This window comes from Rahnella sp. CFA14(1/10) (assembly GCF_004195095.1).
In the GTDB taxonomy this organism is placed as follows: domain Bacteria; phylum Pseudomonadota; class Gammaproteobacteria; order Enterobacterales; family Enterobacteriaceae; genus Rahnella; species Rahnella perminowiae.
The window spans coordinates 149,583-164,305 of record NZ_SEWS01000008.1 but is presented as its reverse complement, the minus strand read 5'-3'; the positions used below and the strand labels follow the sequence as shown (position 1 = coordinate 164,305).

The 14,723-nt window shown below is 52.3% G+C and carries 12 protein-coding genes, 6 tRNA genes and 1 other RNA gene; 11 read left to right on the top strand and 8 right to left on the bottom strand.

All coding sequences use genetic code 11. The annotated features are described in order from the left end of the window. Positions 1 to 294: 294 nt before the first annotated feature. A complete protein-coding gene (gene mgrA / locus EVX52_RS16990) occupies positions 295 to 1,284 on the top strand; it encodes an L-glyceraldehyde 3-phosphate reductase (RefSeq protein WP_129991710.1) in 990 nt (329 codons plus the stop codon). 159 nt (positions 1,285 to 1,443) lie between these two features. Further along, the gene (locus EVX52_RS16985; RefSeq protein ID WP_037038488.1) at positions 1,444 to 1,878 is read left to right on the top strand and encodes a DUF2502 domain-containing protein; all 435 of its coding nucleotides are present in this window, start codon (positions 1,444 to 1,446) and stop codon (positions 1,876 to 1,878) included. Between the two features lie 74 nt (positions 1,879 to 1,952). On the opposite strand, the gene EVX52_RS16980 is transcribed toward EVX52_RS16985, so the two are convergent. Further along, positions 1,953 to 3,182: an Nramp family divalent metal transporter gene (locus EVX52_RS16980; RefSeq protein WP_129991709.1), complete on the bottom strand. Its 1,230-nt coding sequence runs from the start codon at positions 3,180 to 3,182 to the stop codon at positions 1,953 to 1,955. A gap of 416 nt (positions 3,183 to 3,598) precedes the next feature. Here EVX52_RS16980 and EVX52_RS16975 point away from each other — a divergent pair, with 416 nt between their 5' ends. Beyond that, positions 3,599 to 4,786 carry a NupC/NupG family nucleoside CNT transporter gene (locus EVX52_RS16975; protein WP_013574449.1) on the top strand — a complete coding sequence of 396 codons (1,188 nt, stop codon included), beginning with the start codon at positions 3,599 to 3,601 and terminating at the stop codon, positions 4,784 to 4,786. Positions 4,787 to 4,919: 133 nt separating this feature from the next. Here the strand turns inward: EVX52_RS16975 and EVX52_RS16970 are convergent. Together EVX52_RS16970 and EVX52_RS16965 are read right to left on the bottom strand one after the other, a co-directional pair. Further along, positions 4,920 to 4,995: transfer RNA gene (locus tag EVX52_RS16970), tRNA-Ala, on the bottom strand. A 71-nt stretch (positions 4,996 to 5,066) separates the two neighbouring features. Next, a tRNA-Ala gene (locus EVX52_RS16965) sits at positions 5,067 to 5,142 on the bottom strand. 353 nt (positions 5,143 to 5,495) lie between these two features. On the opposite strand from EVX52_RS16965, the gene EVX52_RS16960 reads away from it, so the two are divergent. Next, positions 5,496 to 6,287: a formate/nitrite transporter family protein gene (locus EVX52_RS16960; RefSeq protein ID WP_013574448.1), complete on the top strand. Its 792-nt coding sequence runs from the start codon at positions 5,496 to 5,498 to the stop codon at positions 6,285 to 6,287. Between the two features lie 101 nt (positions 6,288 to 6,388). On the opposite strand, the gene gltX is transcribed toward EVX52_RS16960, so the two are convergent. Further along, positions 6,389 to 7,807: a glutamate--tRNA ligase gene (gene gltX / locus EVX52_RS16955; RefSeq protein WP_129991708.1), complete on the bottom strand. Its 1,419-nt coding sequence runs from the start codon at positions 7,805 to 7,807 to the stop codon at positions 6,389 to 6,391. A 264-nt stretch (positions 7,808 to 8,071) separates the two neighbouring features. Here gltX and EVX52_RS16950 point away from each other — a divergent pair. From EVX52_RS16950 to EVX52_RS16930, 5 genes are all read left to right on the top strand, one after another. Continuing rightward, a tRNA-Val gene (locus EVX52_RS16950) sits at positions 8,072 to 8,147 on the top strand. A 46-nt stretch (positions 8,148 to 8,193) separates the two neighbouring features. Next, a tRNA-Val gene (locus EVX52_RS16945) sits at positions 8,194 to 8,269 on the top strand. 43 nt (positions 8,270 to 8,312) lie between these two features. Further along, positions 8,313 to 8,388 (top strand) — tRNA-Val (locus tag EVX52_RS16940). 7 nt (positions 8,389 to 8,395) lie between these two features. Continuing rightward, positions 8,396 to 8,471 (top strand) — tRNA-Lys (locus EVX52_RS16935). Positions 8,472 to 8,515: 44 nt separating this feature from the next. Then, a non-coding RNA gene (locus tag EVX52_RS16930) (RtT sRNA) lies at positions 8,516 to 8,641 on the top strand. A 110-nt stretch (positions 8,642 to 8,751) separates the two neighbouring features. Here EVX52_RS16930 and eutC read toward each other — a convergent pair. From eutC to eat, 3 genes are read right to left on the bottom strand one after another with little or no spacing between them, the layout of a single operon-like run. Further along, positions 8,752 to 9,561 (bottom strand): ethanolamine ammonia-lyase subunit EutC, encoded by an 810-nt coding sequence (gene eutC / locus EVX52_RS16925; protein ID WP_129952210.1) that lies wholly within the window; start codon positions 9,559 to 9,561, stop codon positions 8,752 to 8,754. A gap of 11 nt (positions 9,562 to 9,572) precedes the next feature. Further along, on the bottom strand, positions 9,573 to 10,955 hold the full coding sequence (locus tag EVX52_RS16920; protein ID WP_129991707.1) for an ethanolamine ammonia-lyase subunit EutB: 1,383 nt from the start codon (positions 10,953 to 10,955) through the stop codon (positions 9,573 to 9,575). Positions 10,956 to 10,976: 21 nt separating this feature from the next. Further along, complete coding sequence (gene eat / locus EVX52_RS16915) at positions 10,977 to 12,386, bottom strand: ethanolamine permease (RefSeq protein ID WP_129991706.1); 1,410 nt, start codon at positions 12,384 to 12,386, stop codon at positions 10,977 to 10,979. Between the two features lie 276 nt (positions 12,387 to 12,662). Here eat and EVX52_RS16910 point away from each other — a divergent pair, with 276 nt between their 5' ends. Both EVX52_RS16910 and EVX52_RS16905 read left to right on the top strand, forming a co-directional pair. Next, on the top strand, positions 12,663 to 13,214 hold the full coding sequence (locus EVX52_RS16910; RefSeq protein WP_129991705.1) for a nucleotidyltransferase family protein: 552 nt from the start codon (positions 12,663 to 12,665) through the stop codon (positions 13,212 to 13,214). A gap of 123 nt (positions 13,215 to 13,337) precedes the next feature. Then, positions 13,338 to 13,679 (top strand): FlxA-like family protein, encoded by a 342-nt coding sequence (locus EVX52_RS16905; protein ID WP_129952206.1) that lies wholly within the window; start codon positions 13,338 to 13,340, stop codon positions 13,677 to 13,679. 33 nt (positions 13,680 to 13,712) lie between these two features. Here the strand turns inward: EVX52_RS16905 and EVX52_RS16900 are convergent, their stop codons facing one another. Beyond that, positions 13,713 to 14,639, bottom strand: coding sequence for a LysR family transcriptional regulator (locus tag EVX52_RS16900; RefSeq protein ID WP_129952205.1), 927 nt, complete (start codon positions 14,637 to 14,639; stop codon positions 13,713 to 13,715). Between the last annotated feature and the right edge of the window lie 84 nt (positions 14,640 to 14,723).

The window sequence follows — 14,723 nt, the reverse complement described above, 5'->3', positions numbered from 1 at the left end:
AATCCCACTAATTTAAGTATTACCCCAAACCGGGGAAGAGGATATTAATTATCCGAAATAAGGCATGGCAACGCAGAGTTACACCCCTGCACTGCGTTAAGGCAGGAAAGCGGATTCAGCAGTAAAGGTAATATGCAGGAAGAATAGTCACGGTAATCAATCTCTCTGCGCGTAAGGATTGTTCCGGATGTGATCTGATTAGCTGGAAATGCTTGTGAAAGCGCATACACTAAAATGGTTTTTTTATGAAGTTATTACCTTCTGTTCACTCCTGAATTGATTATAAGGACTCACATGGTGTATCGAGCCAGTCCAACCCGTTACGAGAATATGGAATACCGTCGCTGCGGCCGGAGCGGTCTGAAATTACCCGCCGTTTCTCTTGGCCTGTGGCATAACTTCGGCGATAACGCGCATTTTGAAAATGGCCGCAAACTCATCCGCCATGCTTTTGACCATGGGATTACCCATTTCGATCTGGCTAATAACTACGGCCCGCCTCCGGGTTCTGCGGAACAACATTTCGGCCGCATCCTGCAGGAAGATTTATTACCCTACCGCGATGAGCTGATTATCTCCTCCAAAGCCGGTTACACCATGTGGGACGGCCCGTATGGAGACTGGGGCTCAAAAAAATATCTGGTCGCCAGCCTGAATCAGAGCCTGAAACGCATGGGTCTGGAGTATGTGGATATTTTCTATCATCACCGTCCTGATCCTGATACGCCGCTGGAAGAAACGATGGCGGCGCTGGATTTAATCGTACGTCAGGGCAAAGCGCTTTACGTCGGCTTGTCGAACTATCCGGCAGAACGCGCGAAAAAAGCGTTTGAGATTTTGCAGCAACTTGGCACGCCATGCCTGATCCATCAGCCGAAATATTCGATGTTCGAACGCTGGGTGGAGGCGGATTTGCTGGATACGCTGGCGGATAACGGCGTGGGTTCCATCGCCTTCTCGCCACTGGCGGGCGGCGTGCTGACGGACCGTTACCTGGCAGGTATTCCTGAAGATTCCCGTGCGGCCAGTGACAGCAAGTTCCTGACTGCGGATCAACTGACAGAAGAGAAACTGGCGAAAGTGCGTAAGCTGAATGAGATTGCCCAGGCACGTGGTCAGAAACTGTCGCAGATGGCGCTGGCCTGGGTTCTGCGGGGCGACCGCGTGACGTCTGTCCTGATTGGCGCCAGTAAAACCAGCCAGATCGACGACGCCGTGGGCATGGTCTCACATCGCCATTTCAGCGCAGAAGAACTGGCGGCTATTGAAGGGATTTTAGTGTAAACGGTTACTCTTCAGTATAAAAAACGCGCCTTTATGGAGGCTTCGTAAGCAAACCGTTAAGGCGCGTAAATCATTCAAAACAGGATTGTAAGCAATAGAACCGGTGTCCGCTTCCCCTTATAACTGTCAGCATAAATTATAAGGAATCTGGGGCCACACATGTTAAAACCGGTACTTTTTGCGACTTTGTTCTTTGCCCTGCTCCCTGCGGCGGTACCCACCGTGCAGGCCAGCAGTTTCAGCCTGAATACGCCGGGCCTTTCTATCAATATCGGTGACCGCGACAGGCGGGGTTATTACTGGGACGGCTATGACTGGCGTAACCCAAGCTGGTGGAACGGCTATCGGGGCCACCACTATGGTGCACGCAGCCCGCGCGGCTATTACTGGGATGGTTATCGCTGGCGCGATCATGGCTGGTGGAACGAACGCCATCCGCCACGTCGTCCGATGCCACCGCCGCGTTATTATTACAGCGACCACGGGCGTGCGCATTATGATCACGGCCGCGGGCCGGATCGGGGTCGGGGACATGACCGGGGGCACGGCCATGATGATCACCGGGGCGGCGGGCATGGCGACCACCGCCATTAATCAACTGAATAAAACAAACAAAAACGGGACAGCGTAAACTGTCCCGTTTTTGTTTGTCTGTCGCTGCGCAGGCGTTATTTCAACATACCGATCAGCAGATAGAGGTTAAGGCTGACGACGATCAGCACGATGAACCGGCCCGCCCACTGGACGGTTTTCGTATTCACCATATCACCCATCAGGCTGCGGTTACCGGTAAAAGCCAGCAACGGCAGCAATGCCAGCGCAATCCCGAAGCTCAGCAAGACCTGGCTCATCACCAGAATGCGTGTGGCATCTAATCCCATCAGGATCACAATAAAAGACGGCATCATGGTCACTGTACGGCGAACCCACAGCGGAATGTAGAATTTCACAAACCCCTGCATCACCACCTGCCCGGCCAGCGTACCGACCACTGTTGAAGATAAACCGGCAGCCACCAGACTCAGACCAAAGGTAGTCGCAGCAGCGTGACCCAGCAACGGTTGCAGCGTCAGATAGGCTTCATCCAGCTCGCTGATCCCACTGTGTCCGCTGAAATGAAATGCCGCTGCGGCTGTCGCCATCATCGCCAGATTCACGAAACCGGCAATAGTCATGGCAATGCCGACATCCAGCTTGGTGGCTGAATAACGCTGCGCTTTAGAGGCTTTACCGCCCCGCTGAGTCAGCGAGGAGTGCAGATAGATGACATGCGGCATGATGGTCGCACCGAGTACACCGGCAGCCAGATAGACTGAATCGGCGGTTGGCAGTGCAGGGATCAACATGCCTTTGCCCAGCGCCACCATGCTCGGTTGCGAAAAGAATAACTCAACGATATACGCCGCCGCGACAAAAAGCAGCAAACCGGCGATCACCAGTTCCAGCGGCTTTTGCCCGCGTTTTTGCAGCCCGAGGATAATAAAGGTCGCAATCCCGGTGAGCACCGCGCCTTGTAACAGCGATACCCCGAGAAGCAGTTTAAAGCCAATGGCGGCACCAATAAATTCGGCAAGATCGGTAGCCATCGCGATAATTTCCGCCTGCACCCAGTAAGCCCAGACAGCCGGACGCGGGAAACGATCGCGGATATGTTCGGCCAGGTTTTTGCCGGTGGCAATACCGAGTTTGGCAGACAACAACTGGATCAACATCGCCATGATGTTAGCCCATACCACCACCCACAGCAACTGATAACCGTAAGAGGCTCCGGCCTGAATATTAGTCGCAAAGTTGCCCGGATCGATATAACCGATGGCGGCAATAAAAGCCGGCCCCATCAGTGAAAGCTTCATCTTTCTGGACGCGCGGCCTGTGGATTCGGCCCGGCTGTTCAGCATAGTTAGTTAACCCTTACAATTATTACGCTTACATCAATCATATCTAATTGATAATGATTATCAAGTGCATTTAGAATGATCTGAGTGATTGCTCTGATAGGCAGCAGCTGTAAGCGGGAAGGTAATAACTGAGAGGTGATTCGCTCACCCGATTTCAGAAAGCCAGACGCATCGTACTTTCCTAAAACAGACATTAACGGGCCAGATTCAGAATGCATTACGGCACATGATAAAACTAGCACAGGAATGCTAATTGTGCTTAGTTTTATTAACATCTTGATTTTTTGTGTGATGAGCCGTGATTTGTTGCAATTCGTGTCTGTAATTTCTATATTTGCAATCGACTTCACGTTTTAAATGTACGCGTTACATAAAATGTCCGTCGAAATATAGCCTGCCTCTAATTTGGAGCACCCATGTCCCGAATATTGCACTTTGTATTAGCGTTGGCCGTTGTCGCTGCACTCGCTTTACTGGTGAGCCGTGACCGGAAAAATATCCGTTTACGTTTCATTGTTCAGCTGCTGGTCATCGAAGTCTTATTAGCCTACTTCTTCCTGAATTCTTCTGTTGGTTTAGGTTTTGTGAAAGGCTTCTCAGACTTGTTTGAGAAATTATTAGGATTCGCTGCGGAAGGGACCGGCTTCGTATTTGGAGGCATGAGCGATAAAGGATTAGCGTTCTTCTTCTTGAAAGTTTTGTGTCCGATCGTGTTCATTTCTGCACTCATCGGTATTTTACAACACATTCGTGTACTGCCTTTCGTCATCCGTATTATCGGTACGGTTCTGTCGAAAATTAATGGCATGGGAAAACTGGAATCTTTCAACGCCATCAGCTCCCTGATTTTGGGTCAGTCAGAAAACTTTATCGCGTATAAAGATATTCTGAGCAAAATGTCTGAAAAACGTATGTACACCATGGCAGCCACAGCAATGTCGACGGTTTCTATGTCGATTGTGGGTGCGTATATGACCATGCTCGAACCGCGCTTTGTTGTTGCTGCGCTGGTGCTCAACATGTTCAGTACTTTCATCGTACTGTCGTTGATCAACCCTTATAAAGTTGATTCAGAAGAAGACCTGCAAATCGGTAATACGCATCAGGGCCAGAGCTTCTTTGAAATGCTGGGTGAATATATCCTGGCGGGTTTCAAAGTGGCTATCATCGTTGCAGCCATGCTGATTGGTTTCATCGCACTGATCTCCTGCCTGAATGCATTGTTTGACGTGGTATTCGGTATCACCTTCCAGGGCGTGCTGGGTTATGTCTTCTATCCGTTCGCATGGATGATGGGTGTGCCAAGCCACGAAGCCTTGCAAGTCGGCAGCATCATGGCAACCAAACTGGTTTCCAATGAATTCGTTGCGATGTTGGATCTGCAGAAAGTCGCGACTGAGCTGTCACCTCGCGGCGTGGGCATCCTGTCCGTGTTCCTGGTGTCATTCGCGAACTTTTCCTCGATCGGTATCGTTGCAGGTGCTATTAAAGGTCTGAACGAACATCAGGGCAACGTGGTTTCACGCTTCGGTCTGAAACTGCTGTACGGCTCAACGCTGGTCAGCGTGTTGTCTGCTTCTATCGCAGGTCTGGTACTGGCGTAGTAAGCCAATACAGAACGACAAGAAACCCGCCTCGGCGGGTTTTTTTATGTCTGCAATTCAGGCAGGAAAACCGGAAGGAAAATCACAAACCCCGGAAAGCAAAAAACCTGCCGAAGCAGGTTTCTTTAATATTTGGTGGAGATAAGCGGGATCGAACCGCTGACCTCTTGCATGCCATGCAAGCGCTCTCCCAGCTGAGCTATACCCCCACACGAGGTTGTATCTGTTTACTTTTTGTTTCCCTGGGAAGGAAACAGCCAACTTGCTCTGGAAAGGAAGTTGGTGGAGATAAGCGGGATCGAACCGCTGACCTCTTGCATGCCATGCAAGCGCTCTCCCAGCTGAGCTATACCCCCAATTCATGCCCGTAAAAACGGGTGAACGGGGCGCATAATATGAAACGTCGCTACCCCTGTCAACGGCTAAATCCGTTTCTGAATTCAAGCGCTGAAAAAGCCGTCAAATCCCTCATCCCTCCGGCAAAAAACACCTTTCTTCAGGGAAATTTTCAGACAGACACTTTGTTTTACAAAACACCCGCCAGCCCGCACGATTCCTAGCTTTCTGATCTGCTTACGCATTTCCTTAACATCTATGTCCGAATAATTAATAGAATGTTAGCAGACTATGAAAATCGTCTTGTTTTGAGATAAATCTCAGAATAGACTGCTCGCGCAATAATCATAACTTAAACCATTCGAGCACTCCCATGTCCTTGTATTCACCTAAAGAAATCGCTTCCATCGCCGTCACAGCGGGCGTTAATAAAAGCCGCGCCACCGTGTTGAATTTGTTAATTTTGGGCTTCCTGGCTGGCGCCTTTATCGCCACCGGTTTCCTGTTGGATCTGCATGTAATAGGGACATTACCTGCTTCCTGGGGTTCATTCAGTAACTTGCTGGGCGCTGCTGTGTTTCCGGTAGGCATCATTCTGACTGTATTAGCAGGGGGAGAACTGCTGACCGGTAATATGATGACCTTACCTATCGCCTGGTTCGCGCGTCAGATCAGCCTTTACGCTGTTTTGCGTAACTGGTTCTGGGTGACTGTCGCTAACCTGCTGGGCAGTCTGGCCGTGGCCTATTTCTTCGGTCACGTTCTGGGGCTGACGGAAGGGGCTTTCCTGAGCAAAACCGTGGCAACCGCCACTGCGAAGGTCAATGCAGACTTCATGCACGCGTTCATTTCTGGTATCGGCTGTAACTGGCTGGTGTGTCTGGCAATCTGGCTGGCCTTCGCCAGTAAAGAAGTGGGCGGCAAAGTGATCGGTATGTGGTTCCCGGTTATGGCGTTCGTGGCCATCGGCTTCCAGCACGTGGTGGCAAATATGTTCATCGTGCCTGCAGCAATCTTTGCCGGTGCGCTGAGCTGGTCAGAATATCTGCCTAACTTCGTGGCCGTCTTCCTCGGTAACGCTGTAGGGGGTGCAGGCTTCGTTGGTCTGATGTATTTCCTGGCCTACCGTCCGACCGTTGAAACACCGGCGACTGAACAACGTTAATTAAGCCGTTTTCACGCTTACGTTTTACGGAAATACAAAAGCCAGCCGGTTTCCCGTGCTGGCTTTTTTACGACTGTTTTTAACAAGCTACTGAGCGGTCATTACTGCGCTTGTGTTTCACGCTCAGCAATGAAGGCTAATGCCATATCGATACGCGCCAGCACACGGCGCTGACCGATAGCATGAACGGTGACGTCAACACCCGGTGACTGACCTGCGCCGGTTACCGCAACGCGCAGTGGCATCCCTACTTTACCCATCCCCACTTCCAGCTCATCCGCTGTGCCCTGAATAGCGTGGTGAATGTTCTCAGCAGTCCAGTCAGTGATTGCAGCCAGTTTGGCGCGTACCACTTCCAGCGGCTGGCGCGCAACCGGACGTAAATGTTTCTTCGCCGCATCCGCATCAAACTCTGCAAAATCTTCATAGAAGTAACGGCAGGACACGGCCATTTCTTTCAGGGTCTTGCAGCGCTCACCCAGCAGGGTGACGATTTCGAACAGTTGCGGGCCGTTACGGGTTTCGATACCTGCCTGCTCCACATGCCACAACAGATGGGTCGCCACATAATGCGGATCCATCGTATTAATATAGTGGTGGTTCAGCCATTGCAGTTTTTCAGTGTTGAACGCACTGGCTGATTTGCTGACGTTTTCCAGTGAAAACAGGGCCTTCATTTCATCACGGCTGAAAATTTCCTGATCGCCATGAGACCAGCCCAGACGCACCAGATAGTTCAGCAGGGCTTCGGGCAGATAACCGTCATCACGGTATTGCATCACGCCTACCGCGCCGTGGCGTTTAGACAGTTTTTTACCGTCATCGCCCAGAATCATTGAAACGTGCGCATAAACCGGTACCGGTGCGCCCAGCGCTTTCAGGATGTTGATCTGGCGCGGAGTATTGTTGATGTGATCTTCACCACGGATAACATGGCTAATTTCCATATCCCAGTCATCAACGACAACGCAGAAGTTATAGGTCGGGGAACCATCGGTACGGCGGATGATCAGATCATCAAGCTCGTCATTGCTAAATTCGATCGGACCGCGGATCTGGTCGTCAAAAATAACCGAACCTTCCTGCGGGTTACGAAAACGCACGACACACGGCTCATCGGCCGCGTGATGTTCATGGCTGTCGCGACAATGGCCGTCATAACGAGGCTTCTCGTTATTCGCCATTTGTTCCTCACGCAACGCTTCCAGACGTTCTTTAGAACAATAGCATTTATAAGCCGTGCCGTTTTCCAGCATCTCATCAATCACCGCGTTATAACGGTCAAAACGTTTGGTCTGGAAATACGGGCCTTCATCCCAGTCCAGATTCAGCCAGTTCATGCCATCCATAATCGCGTCAATAGCAGCCTGGGTGGAGCGTTCGAGATCGGTGTCTTCGATACGCAGCACAAATTCACCGCCAAGGTTGCGGGCAAAGAGCCAGGAATAGAGCGCGGTACGGGCGCCACCGACGTGCAGATAGCCGGTCGGGCTTGGGGCAAAACGGGTTTTGATTTTCATCCGGGTGCAACCTTAATCACGCAACGCCAAAAAAACGTCGCTATCAATTAACAAAAAGTGGCAGACATTCTACCACTCTGCCCTGATTCCTCAACGCACAACCAGAGGCAGTCGCGTGGTTTAAGGCCATGAATGCGTAAAGAATCGACTACGGGGGCGAGAAACCCGTCAGGTTGACTAAAAATAAGCCGAACGAACATTTTTGTTTTTAAAAAGCGTTGACGTAATTTCAAGTATCCCTATAATGCGACTCCATCACGACGGGGGCGATTAGCTCAGTTGGTAGAGCATCTCCTTTACACGGAGGGGGTCGGCGGTTCGAGCCCGTCATCGCCCACCACTCTTTAAGAGTGCCGCGTTGTGATAAGTAGGAAGAATTGAGAAATGGGCGATTAGCTCAGTTGGTAGAGCATCTCCTTTACACGGAGGGGGTCGGCGGTTCGAGCCCGTCATCGCCCACCATTTCTCAGCACATTTCTTCTTACCGAGGGAAGTACCCAGAAGTGGGCGATTAGCTCAGTTGGTAGAGCATCTCCTTTACACGGAGGGGGTCGGCGGTTCGAGCCCGTCATCGCCCACCACTTCTGCGGGCCGTTAGCTCAGTTGGTAGAGCAGTTGACTTTTAATCAATTGGTCGCTGGTTCGAATCCAGCACGGCCCACCAATTCAGAGAAAAGCGCCTTTAGGCGCTTTTTTCGCATCTGTACTCCGGAACTTTAACCGTGATGGAAGCGAACCAGCTGCTGGTTCGAGCCGAGCGCAGCGAGACGACAACGCGACAGCGTTGCCCGAAGGGTAAGGCCGGAGGCCGAATCAATCCAGCACGGCCCACCAATTCAGAGAAAAGCGCCTTTAGGCGCTTTTTTCGCATCTGTACTCCGGAACTTTAACCGTGATGGAGGCGAACCAGCTGCTGGTTCGAGCCTCTCTCCCCCTCTTTCCCCCTATTTTAATTTAAACATCGGCACGACTTTGTTGTGCAGCGCCGGGTTATCGCTTTCATCTTTCAAATTCACGCCCGACAGCTGGCGATGGAAGGACTGCTCAAGCAGCCAGGCGAGTTTAAAAGCGGCCTGCGGATAATTGAGCCCTTCCGGCCGCACATTGGAAATACAATTTCTTTCCGATTCCAGCCTTTTGGTATGCGGCCCCCAGGTCATGTAAATACCTAAACTGTCGGGAGAGGATAATCCCGGGCGTTCTCCTATCAAAATCGCCACAGCCTTCGCTTTCATCACCTGCGCAATATCATCGCCCAGTGCCACCCGCGACTGATGCGCAAGTATCACCGGCCCGATTTTCAGCTCCAGCGTACGCAGATACGGCAATAACGCCGCAATCAAGGGTACGGCCTGGCGGTGCACGGCTTTCGATGACAGACCATCAGCAATGACCAGTATTACGTCTGCCGGCTCCGGTGCCAGCTGCTGCAATGCCTGACGGCTGGTTTCTGACAATTTGCGCCCGAGATCAGGACGACAAAGATAGGTCGCCCTGTCCGGAGCCGCGCTGGCAACGGTCAGTGTTTCCAGCCCCAGCGCATAAAGTTCGGGTTCAAGCTTCTGGCTGTCAAAGGGCTGATGTACGGCATCACGCGCCTGCGCATGCGCTAAACCAAACCGTAGCAGCTCTTCTGTGGGCAAACTCGACCCTGCCCGTCCCAGCGCGATACGTGCGGCCGTAAACTGACGCAGCGTTTCCCAGGGGTTATTATGTACCACGGACGATAAGCCCTGCCCTTTTTCATTGTTCATCAACGCCAACCTCAGCTCAGTTGCGGTAACTGACGCAGTAACGGATGGGACGCGCGGGTATCCTGTAAGGCGCCCTGCGGATCAATAATTTTCATTTTCTCCAGCCACACGGCAAATTCCGGCGCATGTTTCAGCCCGAGTAATTCGCGGATATATAACGCATCATGGAAAGAAGTGCTCTGATAATTGAGCATGATGTCATCCGCGCCCGGTACGCCAATCAGGAATGTCAGTCCGGCGGTGCCAAGCAGCGTCAGTAAAGTATCCATATCATCCTGATCGGCTTCGGCATGGTTGGTGTAACAGACATCGCAACCCAGCGGTACGCCCAGCAGTTTGCCGCAGAAATGGTCTTCCAGTCCTGCACGGATGATTTGCTTGCCGTCATACAGATATTCCGGCCCGATAAACCCCACCACGGTATTGATCAGCAGCGGTGAAAAATGCCGTGCAATCGCGTATGCCCGCGCTTCACAGGTTTGCTGATCTATCCCGAAGTGTGCATTAGCGGATAAACAACTCCCCTGCCCGGTTTCGAAATACATCACATTGTCGCCGAGCGTCCCACGCCTGAGGCTGAGTGCCGCCTGTTGCGCTTCCGCCAGCAATGCCAGATTGATACCAAACCCGCTGTTCGCCGCTTCAGTGCCTGCAATTGACTGAAACACCAGATCCACCGGCGCGCCGTGCTCCACCAGTTTGATGGTGTTGGTAACATGGGTCAGAACGCAGGACTGCGTAGGAATGTCAAAGCGCGTGATGATGTCATCAAGCATGTAATTGAGATTTTCCAGCAACGGTAAACTGTCGCTGGCGGGATTGATGCCGATTACCGCATCGCCGGAACCATAGAGCAAGCCGTCAAGCATACTGGCAGCAATGCCCTGTAAGTTATCGGTCGGATGATTCGGTTGCAGGCGCACGCTCATGTGACCAGGCAATCCGATAGTGTTGCGAAATTGAGTGATCACTCTGCATTTTTTAGCCACCAGGATCAGATCCTGATTACGCATCAGCTTGCTGACAGCTGCCGCCATTTCCGGCGTAATCCCGCGGGCAACCGCAGCCAGCACCGTACTGTCCGTTTTCTCACTGAGCAGCCAGTCGCGGAAATCTCCGACGGTGAGATGCGAGATCGCGGCAAACGCCGCGACATCATGAGTATCGACAATCAGCCGCGTGACCTCATCATCCTCATACGGCACCAGTAATTGTTGCAGAAAGGTTTTGAGCGGCACATCGGCCAGTGCCATTTTCGCCGCCATCCGCTCTTCGGCGCTGGCGGCAGCCACTTCAGCCAGATAATCACCTGACCGTGCGGGCGACGCCTTTGCCATCAGTTCGCGTAAATCCTTAAACTGATAGCGTCGGTGACTTAATGTCGTCTGAAACATAACACTCCTTAGCGCACCGGATTATTTGCTGCTTTTAGCGGGCACCGGGCGCAGGCCACGTAATTGCGGATCTTCTGCAGCATCCGTTCGCGCCTGATGGGTGATGCGGAACCAGGCATACGCCAGCAACATCATGGCGGCGAAAATCAGAAACAGTAAGGTGTTGTAGTAAATCATAGCGATCAGACAGACAACAGCCAGTACCAGCGCCAGCGCCGGTGCAAAAGGATAGAGCGGCGCACGGAACGGGCGGATTAAATTCGGTTCGCTGCGACGCAGCTTAAACAGCGCAGCCATAGAAATGATGTACATCACAATGGCACCAAATACCGACATCGTCACGATATTGGCCGTCAGCGGCTGGCCGCCGATGACGATCAGTGAATCTGAGAAAATGGCCGCAATGCCCACAATGCCCCCGGCGATGATACCGAGATGCGGTGTCTGGAAACGGGCATTGACGCTGGCCAGTCGTTTAGGCAAATAACCCGCCCGGGCCAGCGCAAAGATCTGCCGGGAATATCCCATGATAATGCCATGGAAAGAGGCTATCAGGCCAAACAGCCCCAGCCAGACCAGCATATGTAGCCAGCCGCTGTTGCTGCCGACAATCAGTTTCATGGCCTGTGGTAAGGGGTCGTTAATGTTCGACAGCTTGGTCCAGTCGCCCACACCACCGGCAAACAACATCACGCCGAGCGCCAGAACGGTCAGGGTCAGAATACCGCCGATAAAGGCTTTCGGAATGGTACGCTGCGGATCTTTTGCCTCCTCTGCGGCCATTGATGCACCTTCTATGGCCAGGAAAAACCAGATGGCAAAAGGTATGGCTGCAAAGATGCCGGAAAACGCCGCCGGGCTGAAAGTGTCGCTGCCCGCCCATCCGCCGTGAACAAAGTTCGACATTTCAAAACCGGGTGCCACCACGCCCATAAAGACCAGCAATTCGAAAATCGCCAGTAACGTGACCAGCAGTTCAAAGGTGGCGGCAATACTGACACCAAGAATATTGAGCACCATAAACACCAGATACGCGCCTACAGCCACCCATTTCGGCTCAATGGCCGGAAACTGCACATTGAGATACGCGCCGATCGCCATCGCGATAGCGGGCGGTGCAAAGACAAATTCCACCAGCGTGGCAAAACCCGCCACAAATCCACCGGTGGGCCCGAACGCACGGTAAGCGTAAGCGAAAGGCCCGCCGGCGTGCGGAATCGATGTGGTGAGTTCAGTAAAACTGAAAATAAAGGCACAATACATGGCCGCTATCACCAGTGCGGTGATAAGAAAGCCCAGCGTGCCTGCCTGCGCCCAGCCATAACTCCAGCCAAAATATTCGCCGGAGATTACCAGTCCGACAGCGATGCCCCAGAGTTTAAAGCTCCCCAGTGTACGTTTTAAAACGGGTGCGACTTTCGTGGTTTGCATAAATGATCCCCTGCCCGGTGGTAAATCAATTCTGTAAGAAGAGAAAATGTGACAGCCTTGCCCATTCCTGGTGTTACAAAGGTTGATGTTGCAAAGGCTGTACCACTTAAGAAGCCCTGACCAAATGCGGTCCGGAGCCGTATTCCGGGGAGATTTGCCACATTTTAGCGCGCTGCAGTCAACCGCATCTCCGAAATGGTGCGTTGAAAAAGTGTCACCAAATGGCGCTACACTTTGGCTTCTCAGAACGAAGATGTGCAAAAAGGAGAACATCGCATGGCGACCCTGGAACAGAGAATCATTACCTGGCTCAGAGAGGAACCGCTTCACTTGCAGGCGCTGACGCAGGCACATGCACTGGGTCTTAACGACGGGTGGCTGGCGGCGGGATTTGTCCGGAATCTGGTCTGGGACCGGCTGCACGGCTATATACAGGCCACACCGCTTAATGATATCGACCTGGTATATTTCAATCCTCAGGATTGTTCGGCACAGACTGACAAACGCTATGAACAACATCTGAAAGCGAATTCGCCCGAGCTCCCCTGGTCAGTGAAAAATCAGGCCCGCATGCACGAGCGTCACGGTCATACGCCTTATGTCTCCAGCGCTGAGGCAATGAGCTACTGGGTGGAAGTGGAAACCGCTATCGGCGCAAGAATGAATACTGACGGGCAAATCGAGCTGAACGCGCCGCTGGGACTGGATGCGTTGTTCGCTTTCAGTATTACGCCAAACCCGCGCCATGCGATCCCCGCCGTTTTTGCCGAACGGGTCCGCAGCAAAGGCTGGCTGAGCCGGTGGCCGAAGCTCAGCGTGAAAGCGTGAATCGAATAAAAACCATAAATACTGTAAGGAATATGAAAAGCCGGTAAAGCCTCTCTGATTACTGCCGATATCTGTTACGCACGCTTACGTGCAAAATTTTATTCTTACTAAGTGAGGCTTTTTATGACAACTATCAGCGCGACTGGCAGTTCGGTGGGCTCCGCGTCCACCAGTGACTCAGGCAGTGCCAGCCAGATTGCAAAACTGACTAAGCAGATTACCAAACTGACTGAACAGCTCAAAAGTCTGGGCGGTTCAGGCGAAGATGCTGACACAGTTAAGCAAAAGCAAGAACTCCTGCAGCAGCAAATCGAACTGCTGCAACAGCAAATCGCTCAGATTCAACAACAGCAGGCTCAGAAAGCGCTTCAGCAACAGCAGCAACAACAAGCCGCCGCCGAAATGAAGAAAGACGAAGGCGTGAATAAGCCCTCAGAAACCAATGCTGTCGATATTTACGTGTAACCGCAGTTAAAGCCTGAAACAGCCGGCAAGGTATCAGAGTCCGTACATTCCCTGCTGGCTGCGTTTTTCCCGCAATAAGTTCGCCTGCTCTTTCACCACCTGCCAGATAGCCTGCGCAGCGGGTGATAACGACCGGTTTTTACGTTTAACCAACATCAGTACCCGGTTAATTTCCGGCACCAGATTTTTCACCACCAGACGACTCCCTTGCGGCATGGGTAAAGCCAGCGCCGGGATCACACTGATGCCAATCCCGGCTTCAACCATCGGGAATAAAGTGGCCGGATGGCCGATTTCCTGGGCGATCATGGTATCCACTTTCTGCGCTTTCAGTGCGCCGTCAATCAGGATCCGGCTTCCTGATGCGTAATCCTGCAGCACCAGTTTTTGGCCGTTCAGCGCCTGCCATTCAACTTCCGCCAGCGCCGCCAGCGGGTGATCCTCGCGACACATCAGTAAAAACGGCTCGTGCAAAATAGGCTCGCAGTCGAGGTCGGTGCTTTCACCCGGATCAATCACAATGCCGAAATCCACTTCCGCATTTCTGACGCTGTGAAGCACCAGTTGCTGCGCCTGGTCACGCAGCAGGATACTGATCTCAGGATACTGTCGCTCGCCGCTGGAGATACATTGTGGCATCAGTTGCGCCGAAATCGTCTGGCTTGAAGCAATGCGCACCCGGCCATTGTGCTGTGTGCCAAAGCTGCGGGTATCAAGCAGCATGGCGTGGAGTTCGTCGAGCAACGGCTCGACACGATTCGCCAGGCGCAGACCGGCGTCGGTGAGCACGACTTCGCGCGTTGTGCGGTCCAGCAAGCGTACCCCCATTTCAGCTTCCAGTTCTTTCATACTGTGGCTGACAGCCGACTGGCTTAACCCTATCGCTTCCCCTGCCCGGCTAAAACTGCCATAGCGTGAAACCGCCACGAACACACGAAGTTGTCTGAGTGAATAATTCATGAATTTTCTGCATTAATGGATTAAATAAATCAATTTTTTAATTATATCGGAAAAGCACAAAATAGCCGCATTCAGAGACAACCT

Coding starts and splice junctions, on each gene's coding strand:
- eutC (WP_129952210.1), bottom strand. CDS start 9,561: ATGAACAATGAAAAAGGGCAGGGCTTATCGTCCGTGGTACATAATAAC.
- EVX52_RS16985 (WP_037038488.1), top strand. CDS start 1,444: ATGTTAAAACCGGTACTTTTTGCGACTTTGTTCTTTGCCCTGCTCCCT.
- gltX (WP_129991708.1), bottom strand. CDS start 7,807: ATGAAAATCAAAACCCGTTTTGCCCCAAGCCCGACCGGCTATCTGCAC.
- EVX52_RS16900 (WP_129952205.1), bottom strand. CDS start 14,639: ATGAATTATTCACTCAGACAACTTCGTGTGTTCGTGGCGGTTTCACGC.
- EVX52_RS16980 (WP_129991709.1), bottom strand. CDS start 3,182: ATGCTGAACAGCCGGGCCGAATCCACAGGCCGCGCGTCCAGAAAGATG.
- EVX52_RS16960 (WP_013574448.1), top strand. CDS start 5,496: ATGTCCTTGTATTCACCTAAAGAAATCGCTTCCATCGCCGTCACAGCG.
- eat (WP_129991706.1), bottom strand. CDS start 12,386: ATGCAAACCACGAAAGTCGCACCCGTTTTAAAACGTACACTGGGGAGC.
- EVX52_RS16905 (WP_129952206.1), top strand. CDS start 13,338: ATGACAACTATCAGCGCGACTGGCAGTTCGGTGGGCTCCGCGTCCACC.
- EVX52_RS16920 (WP_129991707.1), bottom strand. CDS start 10,955: ATGTTTCAGACGACATTAAGTCACCGACGCTATCAGTTTAAGGATTTA.
- EVX52_RS16910 (WP_129991705.1), top strand. CDS start 12,663: ATGGCGACCCTGGAACAGAGAATCATTACCTGGCTCAGAGAGGAACCG.
- EVX52_RS16975 (WP_013574449.1), top strand. CDS start 3,599: ATGTCCCGAATATTGCACTTTGTATTAGCGTTGGCCGTTGTCGCTGCA.
- mgrA (WP_129991710.1), top strand. CDS start 295: ATGGTGTATCGAGCCAGTCCAACCCGTTACGAGAATATGGAATACCGT.